Source organism: Jatrophihabitans sp., from assembly GCF_035474675.1.
Classification (GTDB): domain Bacteria; phylum Actinomycetota; class Actinomycetes; order Mycobacteriales; family Jatrophihabitantaceae; genus Jatrophihabitans_A.
The window spans coordinates 19,309-31,149 of record NZ_DATINC010000066.1 but is presented as its reverse complement, the minus strand read 5'-3'; the positions used below and the strand labels follow the sequence as shown (position 1 = coordinate 31,149).

Sequence of the window (11,841 nt, the reverse complement as noted above, 5' to 3'; positions counted from 1 at the left end):
CGCCTCCTCGGCGCTGTTGGTCGACCACAGCCGCCGGATCACGTTGACGTGCTCGCCGCCGAAGGCGGTGCCGCAGGTGGCCACCGCGGTCGTCACCCCGGCCAGGTGGCAGGCCATCACGTCGGTGTAGCCCTCCACGATGACCGCCTGGCGCTGCCGGGCGATCTCGCGCTTGGCCACGTCCATGCCGTAGAGCAGCTGGCTCTTCTTGTAGATCGGGGTCTCGGGGGTATTGAGGTACTTGGCCTCGATCTTGTCGTCGTCGTGAATCCGGCGAGCCCCGAAGCCGACCACCTCGCCGCCGACGTCGCGGATCGGCCACAGCAGCCGGCGGTGGAACCGGTCGACCAGCGAGCCGCGGGCGGACTCCCGGGACAACCCGGCCAGGGTCAGCTCGGCCGGCTTGAAGCCCCGGCCGAGCAGGTGCTTGGTGAGGGCATCCCAGCCGCCCGGGGCGTAGCCGCAGCCGAACTGGGTGCTGGCCGCGGCGTCGAAGCCGCGGCCGGCCAGGAACTCGCGCGCCGCTTTCGCCTCGGGGCCGGCCAGCTGCTCGGCGTAGAAGGCCGCGGCCAGCGCGTGCGCCTCGACCAGCCGGGCCCGCTGCCCGGACGGCCGGTGCGGGCTGGAGCCACCGTCGGCGTAGCGCAGCTGGATGCCGGCCCGGCCGGCCAGGCTCTCCACCGCCTCGCTGAAGGACAGGTGCTCGATCCGCTCGACGAACCGGATCACGTCACCGCCGGCCGAGCAGCCGAAGCAGTGGAACAGCCCGCGGGACGGCGACACCGACAGCGACGGGGACTTCTCGTCATGGAACGGGCAGATGCCTTTGAGGTTGCCGCCGCCGGCGTTGCGCAGCTCGACGTACTGGCCGATCACGTCGGCGATGCTGGCCCGTTCCCGGACGGCGGCGATGTCCTCGTCGCGTATCCGGCCGGCCATGCGGCGAGTCTATGTGTAAGTTTGACGGGCCGAGTCCGAGTGCCCGGACGTTACGAGCAGAGATCCGTCAGCCGCCGGTCACCAGCCGGCGGTGCCAGGCCAGCGCCGAGGAGTCGGTCAGCTGGGAGACCTGGTCGATCACCACCCGCAGCCGGCCGGCCTGGTCGTCCGCCTGCCGCCAGCTGTCGCGCAGGGTGGGCGACAGCGCCGGCTCGCCGCGCTCCAGCAGCACCTCGACCAGGTCGGTGAGGATGCCCCGCTGCCGGGTCAGCTGGGCCTCGACGCCGGGCCGGCGCATCACGTAGCGGTAGGCGATGGCCTTGAGCAGCGCGCACTCGGCACGTACCCGCTCCGGCACCACCAGCTCGGCGCGGTAGCGGCCCAGCGGGCCGTCCGGGTAGCGGTCGCGGGTGGCCCGGACGGCGGCGGTGACGAACCGTCCGGTCAGCTCGCTGGTGGCCCGCTTGGCCATCGACTGGGCGGCGTAGGAACCGTCGTAGCCGGTCAGGTCGGCCAGCGCCGGCAGCCGCAGCAGGTCGGCCAGCGCCGGACGCAGCAGGTCGGGCGCCAGCGGCGAGTAGAACCGGCTGGCCTGCTCGCACAGCGCCTGCTGCTCGGTCTCGGAATCCGGGTCGGTCAACATTGCCAGCCGGATGTGCCCGGAGTGCACGCCGTCCTCCACGTCGTGCACCGAGTAGGCGACGTCGTCGGCCCAGTCCATCACCTGGGCCTCCAGGCAGCGCTGCCCGTCCGGCCGGCCGTTGCGCAGCCAGTCGAAGGCCGGCCGGTCGTCGGCGTACACCCCGAACTTCCCGGAGCCACCAGCGTCTGCACCGGCCGCGCCCGCCGCGCCCGCTGCCCACGGGTACTTGCACACCGCGTCCAGGCTCGCCCGGGTCAGGTTCAGCCCCGCCGAGCTGCCGTCCGAGGTGACCGCCTTGGCCTCCAGCCGGGTCAGGATGCGCAGCGTCTGGGCGTTGCCCTCGAATCCCCCGCAGTCCTTGGCGGCCTCGTTCAGGGCGTCCTCGCCGTTGTGCCCGAACGGCGGGTGGCCCAGGTCGTGCGCCAGCCCGGCGGCGTCGGTGAGATCGGGGTCGCAGCCGAGCGCGGCCCCCATCTCGCGGCTGATCTGGGCCACCTCCAGCGAATGGGTCAGCCGGGTCCGCGGAAAGTCGTCCTGGCCGGGGGTGACGACCTGGGTCTTGTCGGCCAGCCGGCGGAACGAGTACGAGTGCAGCACCCGGGCCCGGTCGCGCTGGAAGGCGCCCCGGTCGAGCTGACCCTCGACCTGAACTTGAGCCCGTTTGTCGCTCTCCGGCAACAAGCGGGCCCGGTCGGCCGCGCCGTAGCGGTAACTCTCGTCCACGCTGCCGCTCAGACGTGCTCCTCGGTCCAGTCGGCGAACTGCTGCAGGCTCTGCAACCACATGCCGACGGTGAACTTCAGCTGCTGCCGGCTGATCCCGCCTTCGAAGTCGAAGGCCTGCTCGGCGCAGATCCCCACCAGGCCGTCGTCGGGAAGCACCGTGTAGGCCTTGGGGAACAGCTTGCTGCGGTTCCAGTCGTCCAGCACCAGCGCCAGGGCTGGCCGCAGCTCCACTTCGAACCGCCGGTTGAGGTAGAGCCGGGCCTGCAGCACCTCGTTGTCCTGGCCGTAGTGGAAGAAGTAGATGCTGAAGTTGTCCCAGCGCACCGCCAGATCGCCGTCGTCGTCGATCACCGAGTGCAGCGAGTACTCCTTCAGGATGGACTGCAGCACCTTGTTGTCCGGCAGCACCGTCGGCCCCTCCCGGCGACCGATCGGCGGGTCGGCCGAGCGGCGCTCGAGAGCCGTCCGGGCTGCCGTCACGGCCGAGGCGGCGATGATTCTCAGACGACCGGACACGCCGTCGAGGCTACCGGAATCAGGCGCCGGTCAGCGGGTTTCGCTGCTCGACCCCAGGTTCGCCCGGCCCGCCTCCAGCCGCGCGACCGGCACCCGGAACGGCGAGCAGGACACGTAGTCCAGGCCCACCGCGTCGAAGAAGTGCACCGACTCCGGATCGCCGCCGTGCTCGCCGCAGACGCCCAGCTTCAGGCCCGGCCGGACCGCCCGGCCGCGCTCGGCGCCGATCTTCACCAGCTCGCCGACGCCCTCCCGGTCCAGCGACTCGAACGGGCTCACCCCGAAGATGCCCTTCTCCAGATAGTGGCTGAAGAACGCCGCCTCCACGTCGTCGCGGGAGAAGCCCCAGGTGGTCTGGGTCAGGTCGTTGGTGCCGAAGGAGAAGAACTCGGCCGACTCGGCGATCTGGCCGGCGGTGAGCGCCGCCCGGGGCAGCTCGATCATGGTGCCGATCAGGAACTCCAGGTGCTGGCCGGTCTCGGCCCGCACCTCGGCGCCGACCCCGATGATGTCCTCCTTGATCGCTTCGAACTCCTGTACCGCGCCTACCAGCGGAACCATGATCTCCACCCGGGGCACGCCGCCGTTCTTCTGGTGCTCGGCGGCCGCCTCCAGGATGGCCCGGGCCTGCATCTCGAACAGGCCGGGAATCACCAGGCCGAGCCGCACCCCGCGCAGTCCCAGCATCGGGTTCTGCTCGTGCAGCTTGTGCACCGCCTGCAGCATCCGCAGGTCGCCCTCGCGTGGCTCGCCGCGGGCTTCCGCCACCGCCACCCGTACCGAGAGCTCGGTGATGTTGGGCAGGAACTCGTGCAGCGGCGGGTCCAGCAGCCGGATGGTCACCGGCAGGCCGTCCATCGCCTCGAAGATGCCCTTGAAGTCCTCGCGCTGCAGCGGCAGCAGCTCGGCCAGCTCCCGCTCCCGCTCGTCGTCGGTGTCGGCCAGGATCAGCGCCTCGACCAGCTGCCGGCGGTCGCCCAGGAACATGTGCTCGGTACGGCACAGGCCGATGCCCTGGGCGCCGAACCGCCGCGCCCGGGCCGAGTCCTCCTCGGTGTCGGAGTTGGCCCGCACCGCCATCCGGCGGTTGCCGTCGGCCACCTTCATCAGCCGGTGCACCGCCTTCACCAGATCGTCGGCCTCGTCGGCCTCCGGGTCCAGCTCGCCCTCGAAGTACCGGACCACCGGCGAGTCCACCACCGGCACCTCGCCGAGGAACACCTCGCCGGTGGTGCCGTCGATCGAGACCATCGTGCCCTCGGGGTAGACCGAGCCGTCGCGCAGCGTGAAGTGCCTGGCCTTGGTGTCGACGTCGATCGCCTCGGCGCCGCACACGCAGGTCTTGCCCATGCCGCGCGCCACCACCGCGGCGTGGCTGGTCTTGCCGCCGCGGCTGGTCAGGATGCCCTGCGCGGCGATCATGCCGTTCAGGTCGTCCGGGTTGGTCTCGCGCCGGACCAGGATGACCTTCTCCCCCGACCGGGACCACTTGACCGCGGTGTAGGAGTCGAAGACCACCTTGCCCACCGCCGCGCCGGGCGAGGCGTTCATGCCCTGGGCGATCTTCTTGTGCGCCCCGGTCTCGTCGAAGTGCGGGAACATCAGCTGAGCGAGCTGGGCACCGGTGACCCGGCGCAGCGCCTCCCGCTCGTCGATCAGCCCTTCGTCGATCAGCTGGGTGGCGATCCGGAACGCCGCGCCGGCGGTGCGCTTGCCGACCCGGGTCTGCAGCATCCACAGCTTGCCGCGCTCGATGGTGAACTCGATGTCGCACAGGTCGCGGTAGTGCTCCTCGAGCTGGGCCATGATGCCCATCAGCTCGTCGTAGGATTTCTTGTCCAGCCGCTCCAGGTCCGCCAGCGCCAGGGTGTTGCGGATGCCGGCCACCACGTCCTCGCCCTGCGCGTTGGCCAGGTAGTCGCCGTAGACGCCCTTGGCGCCGGAGGCCGGGTCGCGGGTGAAGGCCACCCCGGTGCCGGAGTCGTCGGACAGGTTGCCGAACACCATGGCGACGATGTTCACCGCGGTGCCCAGGTCGGCCGGAATCCGCTCCTGCCGCCGGTAGAGCACCGCGCGCGGGGCGTTCCAGGAGTCGAAGACCGCCCGGACGGCCAGATCCATCTGCTCGCGCGGGTCCTGCGGGAACTCCCGGCCAGCGAACTCGACCACCACCTGCTTGTAGGTCTCGATCAGCTTGCGCAGGTCCTCGGCGTCGAGGTCGAGGTCGTTGTGCGTGCCGCGGGCCTCCTTGGCGGCCTCCAGGGCGCCCTCGAAGTGCTCGCCGTCGATGCCGAGCACGGTCTTGCCGAACATCTGGATCAGCCGGCGGTAGGAGTCGAAGGCGAACCGTTCGTTGCCGGCCTGCGCGGCCAGGCCGCGCACCGACTGGTCGTTCAGCCCGACGTTGAGGACGGTCTCCATCATGCCCGGCATGGAGAACTTGGCCCCGGAGCGGACCGAGACCAGCAGCGGGTCGTCGGTCTGGCCGAGCTTCTTGCCCATGGTCCGCTCCAGCGCGGCCAGGTGCTCGGACACCTCCTCGGCCATCTCGGCGGGCTGGCGGCCGGTGGCCAGGTAGGTCTGGCAGGCCTCGGTGGTGATGGTGAAGCCGGGCGGCACCGGCAGGCCCATGTTGGTCATCTCGGCGAGGTTGGCCCCCTTGCCGCCCAACAGGTCCTTGAGGTCCTTGTTGCCCTCGGCGAAGTCATAGACGAACTTGGTCATCGCGCACACCACCACGTTGTGAGACGGAGAGTCGTTCCCTCGCACCATAGGGGGCGTAAGCGGTTGCGGTCTGCACGTGCCGGTACGAGGAGGCTCACGACACACCGGCTCACTCCTTGATCCGCTCCTTGACCTTGCGAACCTCGACCGGCGCACCCGGCATCCCGCCCGGCCGGGACGCGTACTCGCCGACCCCGACGCAGGTGAGCAGCAGCGTCACCAGATCCTCGGACCTGCCGAGCAGTGCCGGCATCTCGCTGTCCGCGAACGTCATGCCGGACGCGGTCGCCCCGAGCGCGTACGCCGCCAGGTGCAGCCGTCCTTCGACCAGGCCGGCCGCCAGCTGGGCCTCCCGGTAACCCCGGTCGTCCAGCTCGGCGCCGTCGATCGCGCCGATCACCACGTAGCCGGCATCCGCGGCCAGGTACTGGTCCAGGCAGACCCGCAACAGCTCGTCGCGCAGCTCGGCCTGCCGCTGCGGGGTGTCGAGGTCGGGCCAGCGGTAGATGCCGGGGGCGGTGCCGGCCACCCCGTGCACCACCACCCAGTGCGGCACCTCGATGCCGCGCATCGCCGCGCGCATCGGCCAGTCCAGCAGCCGGCGCGGCAGTTCGACGTTGCGGTCCATCAGCCGCTGCGAGCCGCGCCGCAGGATCACCTCGTCCAGCCCGGGTGAGTCGGGGACTGATTCAGAGGTGCTGGCCAGCACCGGGCCGACCGGCCACGCCGGGCCGTCGGAGTCGCTGTCGCCGGCCCGTTGGGCTTGCGTGCACAGCGGAAACTCGACCGCGGGCAGGCTGCCGGGGGTGGCCGGACCGGTTGCCCGGGTGGCCGGCGTCCCGTCGCCGAGGCTCACCAGCGCGAGCGGGTACTCGTGCACGCCGTCGGCGCCCACCAGGCCGGCGATCGCGGCATCCGGGAACCGGGTGCGGAGCCGAGGCCCGGCGCCGATGCTGTCGGCCGCGGCGATCAGCTGGGACAGCGCGGTGCCGGCGTCCCAGTACAGGTGCCGCCAGCCCCGCTCGGCGTAGCGCCACCCGGTCCGCCACGGAATCCCGGTGACCACCAGCGTGCTGGCCTCGCCGTCCGGCGCGGGACCGACCTGCACCAGGGCATGCTCGACCGGGTCGTACCAGTGCACGCCGTCCGGCACCCCTTCGATGTCGCGGGTGCTGGCATAGACCTCCAGCGGGAACCGGCCGCCGGCCGAGCCCGCAGCCCGGAACAGGAACGTGCGCCCGTTGCGGTCCGACGTCCGGACCACGCCCGCGCCGAAGTAGAGGATCCGGCCGAGCTGCGCGGCGTCGAGGGGCTGGCGCGGAGCCGGGACGCCGGCCAGCACCGCGGCGGCGCTGACGCCCGGGTCCGGCAGCTCGCGCGGCAACGCGATGACCGGCAGGCCGGCGCCGTACTGCTTGACCGGCGGCGGGATGGTCTCCAGGTCGTTCGGTTCCAGGTCGTGCCGGAGCCGGGGGTCGTCGACCGGCACGTCCCAGTCCTGGTCGGGGGTGTAGCAGGTCAGCCGGTGCAGCAGGCCCGCGCCGCTCTCGAGATCCATGCGGTCAGCGTGCCAGATGCTGAGCGCTCACCGAGTCGCTCAGCCGCCGGAGTCGGCCAGTTCCGCCCCGAACGGCACCTCGCGCGACTCCCGGTCGGCCAGCCACCCCTCCGGCAGGGTGACCCGGCGGGCCCCGGTGGTGCGGCCGCGCGGCTGGCCGAGCACTCCGGTCGGGTACGGCTGGCTCTGGTCCAGCTTGGCCAGTAGCCCGGCCAGCTCGGCCAGCCCGGACGCCTGTGCCATCGCCATCCGCAGCTCGCTGCCGACCGAGAATCCCTTGAGATACCAGGCCACATGCTTGCGGAAGTCGACCACGCCGCGCTCCTCGCCGAGCCAGTCGGCCAGCAGCTCGGCATGCCGGTACATCGCCGCGGCGACCTGGTCCAGGCCCGGCAGGTGCAGCTGTTGCCGGCCGGCGAACGCGGTCGCCAGGTCACCGAACAGCCACGGCCGGCCCAGGCACCCACGGCCCACCACCACCCCGGCGCAGCCGGTCTGGCGCACCATCCGGACCGCGTCGGCGGCCTCCCAGATGTCGCCGTTGCCCAGCACCGGGATGTCGAGCAGCCCGGCGAGCTCGGCGATCGGCTCCCAGGACGCCTGGCCGCCGTAGAAGTCGGCGGCGGTCCGGCCGTGCAGCGCGACGTAGGCCACCCCGGCGTCCTGGGCGCGCAGCGCGGCATCGCGATAGGTGAGGTGGCCGGCGTCGATGCCCAGCCGCATCTTCACCGTCACCGGCAGCTGCCCGTCGGCCGCTCTCACGGCGGCAGAGACCAGGTCGGAGAACAGGTTGATCCGCCACGGCAACGCCGAACCGCCACCGCGCCGGGTCACCTTGGGCACCGGGCAGCCGAAGTTCAGGTCGACGTGGTCGGCCAGGTCCTCGGCCACGATCATCCGCACCGCGCGGGCCACGATGTCGGGGTCCACCCCGTACAGCTGGATCGAGCGGGGCGTCTCGTCGGCGGCGAAGGTGACCATCCGCATGGTCTTGGGGTTGCGCTCCACCAGCGCCCTGGAGGTGATCATCTCCGAGATGTAGAGACCCGCCCCGTACTCCCGGCACAGCCGACGGAACGCCACGTTGGTGATGCCGGCCAGCGGCGCGAGCACCACCGGCGGCTCGACGACGATCCGCTCGCCGAGCCGCAGCGGCGCCGCCACCGGCGTCAGCACGGCGGTCATACTCAGCAGCCGATCAGCTTGGGCGCCAGGTAGTCCGAGACCTTGTCCAGCGCCACCCGCTCCTGCGCCATCGAATCGCGCTCCCGGATTGTCACCGCCTGGTCGTCCAGGGTGTCGAAGTCGACGGTGACGCAGAACGGGGTGCCGATCTCGTCCTGGCGGCGGTAGCGCTTGCCGATCGCCTGGGTCTCGTCGTACTCGACGTTCCAGTGCTGGCGCAGCTGGCCGGCGAGGTCCCGGCCGACCGGCGACAGGTCGGCGTGCCGGGACAGCGGCAGCACCGCGACCTTGACCGGCGCCAGCCGCGGATCGAACCGGAGCACGGTGCGCTTGTCCATGCCGCCCTTGGTGTTGGGCGCCTCGTCCTCGGTGTAGGCGTCGAGCAGGAACGCCAGCGTCGCCCGGGTCAGCCCCGCCGCCGGTTCGATGACGTAGGGCTTCCAGCGCTCGTTCTTCTCCTGATCGAAGTAGCTCAGGTCCACCCCGGAGTGCTCGGAGTGGGTGGACAGGTCGAAATCGGTGCGGTTGGCGATCCCCTCCAGCTCGTCGAACTCCTTGCCGCCGAAGTTGAACCGGTACTCGATGTCGACGGTCCGCTTGGCGTAGTGGGACAGCTTCTCCTTGGGGTGCTCGTAGCGGCGCATGTTGTCCGGGTTCATGCCGAGCCCGACGTAGAAGTCCCAGCGAGCGTCGATCCAGTACTCGTGCCACTGCTCGTCGGTGCCGGGCTCGACGAAGTACTCCATCTCCATCTGCTCGAACTCGCGGGTCCGGAAGATGAAGTTGCCCGGCGTGATCTCGTTGCGGAAGGACTTGCCGGTCTGGGCGATGCCGAACGGCGGCTTCTTGCGCGCGGTGGTCATCACGTTGAGAAAGTTGAGGAAGATGCCCTGCGCGGTCTCCGGGCGCAGGTACGCCAGGCCCGATTCGTCCTCCACCGGGCCGAGGTGCGTCTTGAGCATTCCGGAGAACTGCTTGGGCTCGGTCCAGGTGTCGCGGTTGCCGCAGTTCGGGCAGCTGATGTCGGCCAGGCCATGCTCGGGCAGCCGGCCCTTCTTGCGCTGGTAGTCCTCCTCCAGGTGGTCGGCCCGGTAGCGCTTGTGGCAGGAGGTGCACTCGGTCAGGGGGTCGGAGAAGGTGGCCAGGTGCCCGGAGGCCTCCCACACCGCCGGCGGCAGCAGCACCGAGGAGTCCAGGCCGACGATGTCGTCGCGGCCGGTCACCATCGCCTTCCACCACTGCCGGCGCAGGTTTTCCTTCAGCTCCACGCCCAGCGGGCCGTAGTCCCACGCCGACCGGGTGCCGCCGTAGATCTCGGCAGCCGGAAAGACGAAGCCACGGCGCTTCGACAGGCTGACGACGGCGTCATTGCGATCAACGGGCACTGCGGTTCTCCATCTCCGGACGGCCGGGCAGGGACCCTCCCAGGGTATCGGTAGCGGCCAGCGGCTTCTCGCCAGCGCCGGACGGGCCGGAGCCGGCGGACCGGTCGGCCCGGCGGCGCTCCCAGCGGGTGAAGCCGGCCGAGACCACGACGGTCACCAGCCAGCCCAGCAGGATGTCGAAGACGTAGTGCTCGGCGGAGTACACCAGCGAGAAGGCCATCGCCAGGGAGTAGGCGGCCAGCAGCGGCCGCCACCGGCGCCGGACCCGGGGCCAGAAGAACACCGTCATCAGGCCCGAGATGGCGGCGTGCAGCGAGGGCACCGCCGCCACCTGGTTGGAGCCGGCCTGCCCCTCGTCGATCAGCGCCTTGGCCTGGGGAATGCCCAGCTTGTTCCAGCCCCGGGTGCCGATCCGCTCGGCGTACGCGGCGGCGCCGCCGTGGCTGGGGTGCACCTTGCCCAGCATGCCGCCGGTGGTCAGCGTCCCCACCTCGGCGTCGATGCAGGGCGGGTCCGACGGACCGCCCACCACCTCGGCCGCCGTGCACTGCGAGGCCGCCCACGGCGGTGCGGCCGGAAAGGCGATGAAGCCGGCCAGCCCGATGAAGGAGATGGTGACGAACCGGATCGCGAACCGGCGCCAGGCCTGCCGGTCCCGCAGCCACAGCACCCCCGCCACCGCCCAAGGGGCCAGGAAGTAGGAGACGTAGACCAGGCTCACCCCCACCTCCCACCAGGGCGGGAACGGCTCCTTCAGGTGCGACTGCAGCCAGACCGTCGGTTCTGTACCTGCGAACAGCCGGCGGTCGAAGTCGAGCTGCAGATGCCACTCGGTAGGCCGGCCCAGCGCGTCGGCCGCGCCCCGGGACAGGTCGTAGACCACCAGCACCGCGGCGAAGGGCAGCCAGTCGCGCAGCACGTGCGTCGTTCTGCGCCGGCCGATGCTGGCGGCGAACAGCCCGGCGCAGACGTAGAGCAGCAGGGTGTTGCGGTCGAAGGTGATGCCGACCCGGAAGAACCAGTAGAGCAGCACCAGCGCCCAGACGGTGATGGCAGCGCGCCGGACGATCGTCAGGGTGCGGGCGGACGACCAGCGGCTCTCGCGCGGCTCCGGGGGGCGGCGCTCTCCCGGGTCGGTGCCGGGCGCCGCGGTCAGCTCCGACTCGGTCGCCGCCAGGGTCCTCACCTCACACCGGTTCTCGTCTTCGGTCGCGCCAGCCGTTCCAAACTACCGCCCGGACGTGACGGCGCCCGAGGTGCCGGGCGCGGGGGCCGGACATACTGGTCCGGTGGGCGAGCCGGGCTGGGCAGGTTGGTTCTGGGACCCGTCGCTGTACGCCGGCAGCGCCGGCCACTACGTCCGGGGCCGGGTGCCCTACCCCCGGGAGCTGGTCGACGCCCTGGCCGCCGAGCTCGCCCTGGACGGCACCGGCCGGCTGCTCGACGTCGGCTGCGGGCCGGGCTCGCTCACCCTGCCGCTCGCGCCGTGGTTCGAACGGGCGACCGGCCTGGACGCCGACGCCGGGATGCTGGCCGAGGCGGCCCGGCAGGCCGGCGCGGCCGGAATTCGCAATGTCGACTGGGTGAACCTGCGGGCCGAGGACCTACCCGCCGATCTCGGGCCGTTCCGGGTGGTGACCCTGGCCCAGTCCTTCCACTGGATGGATCGGGCCCTGGTGGCTCGCCGGCTGCGCGGCGTGCTCGGCTCCGGCGGCGTCCTGGTGCACGTGCACGCCACCACGCACGAAGGGGTATCCGACGGCCAGCCGCTGCCTTTTCCAAGGCCGCCGCGGCGGGAGATCGCCGAGCTGGTCAGGCGCTTCCTGGGCCCCCGGCGCCGCGCCGGCCAGGGCATCCTGCCGGACCTGCCGGTCGACGAGGCGGGCCGGGGACGCGTCGAGGCCGGGATCTACCGGGCCGCCGGCTTCGGAGGTTGCACCCGGATCGAGGTGCCGGGCTCGGTGGTCAGCCGCAGCGCCGACGAGGTGGTGGCCAGCGTGTTCTCGCTGTCCAGCGCCGCGCCGCACCTGTTCGGCGACCGGATCTCCGACTTCGAAGCCGCGCTGCGGGGGTTGCTCGCCGAGGCCAGCCCGGACGGGCGGTTCAGCGAGCGGATGCGCGAGATCGCGGCCGACATCTGGCGGATCTAGGCTCTGGATCAGGGCG

Annotated in this window: 9 protein-coding genes; 1 reads left to right on the top strand and 8 read right to left on the bottom strand. The window is 71.6% G+C overall.

The window, feature by feature from the left end:
• From dnaG to VLJ82_RS08265, 8 genes are all read right to left on the bottom strand, one after another.
• Positions 1-939 (bottom strand): DNA primase (dnaG, locus tag VLJ82_RS08300; protein ID WP_408662866.1); only part of this gene is annotated, 939 nt, incomplete at its 3' end.
• Between the two features lie 67 nt (positions 940-1,006).
• Positions 1,007-2,305 carry a deoxyguanosinetriphosphate triphosphohydrolase gene (locus VLJ82_RS08295; RefSeq protein WP_408662865.1) on the bottom strand — a complete coding sequence of 433 codons (1,299 nt, stop codon included), beginning with the start codon at positions 2,303-2,305 and terminating at the stop codon, positions 1,007-1,009.
• Between the two features lie 8 nt (positions 2,306-2,313).
• Positions 2,314-2,823 (bottom strand): YbjN domain-containing protein, encoded by a 510-nt coding sequence (locus VLJ82_RS08290; RefSeq protein ID WP_408662864.1) that lies wholly within the window; start codon positions 2,821-2,823, stop codon positions 2,314-2,316.
• Between the two features lie 30 nt (positions 2,824-2,853).
• On the bottom strand, positions 2,854-5,547 hold the full coding sequence (gene ppdK, locus VLJ82_RS08285) for a pyruvate, phosphate dikinase (RefSeq protein WP_408662863.1): 2,694 nt from the start codon (positions 5,545-5,547) through the stop codon (positions 2,854-2,856).
• A 109-nt stretch (positions 5,548-5,656) separates the two neighbouring features.
• A complete protein-coding gene (locus VLJ82_RS08280) occupies positions 5,657-7,105 on the bottom strand; it encodes a hypothetical protein (RefSeq protein ID WP_408662862.1) in 1,449 nt (482 codons plus the stop codon).
• Between the two features lie 39 nt (positions 7,106-7,144).
• Positions 7,145-8,290, bottom strand: coding sequence for a tRNA dihydrouridine synthase DusB (gene dusB / locus VLJ82_RS08275; protein ID WP_408662861.1), 1,146 nt, complete (start codon positions 8,288-8,290; stop codon positions 7,145-7,147).
• Between the two features lie 2 nt (positions 8,291-8,292).
• Positions 8,293-9,675 carry a glycine--tRNA ligase gene (locus tag VLJ82_RS08270; RefSeq protein ID WP_408662860.1) on the bottom strand — a complete coding sequence of 461 codons (1,383 nt, stop codon included), beginning with the start codon at positions 9,673-9,675 and terminating at the stop codon, positions 8,293-8,295.
• Positions 9,665-10,861, bottom strand: a complete 1,197-nt coding sequence (locus VLJ82_RS08265; protein WP_408662859.1) for a phosphatase PAP2 family protein — start codon at positions 10,859-10,861, stop codon at positions 9,665-9,667. Before VLJ82_RS08265 ends, VLJ82_RS08270 begins: the two co-directional genes overlap by 11 nt.
• Before the next feature lie 103 nt (positions 10,862-10,964).
• On the opposite strand from VLJ82_RS08265, the gene VLJ82_RS08260 reads away from it, so the two are divergent.
• Positions 10,965-11,825 (top strand): class I SAM-dependent methyltransferase, encoded by an 861-nt coding sequence (locus VLJ82_RS08260; protein WP_408662867.1) that lies wholly within the window; start codon positions 10,965-10,967, stop codon positions 11,823-11,825.
• The last annotated feature ends 16 nt before the right edge of the window (positions 11,826-11,841 follow it).

Coding starts and splice junctions, on each gene's coding strand:
- ppdK (WP_408662863.1), bottom strand. CDS start 5,547: ATGACCAAGTTCGTCTATGACTTCGCCGAGGGCAACAAGGACCTCAAG.
- dusB (WP_408662861.1), bottom strand. CDS start 8,290: ATGACCGCCGTGCTGACGCCGGTGGCGGCGCCGCTGCGGCTCGGCGAG.
- VLJ82_RS08280 (WP_408662862.1), bottom strand. CDS start 7,105: ATGGATCTCGAGAGCGGCGCGGGCCTGCTGCACCGGCTGACCTGCTAC.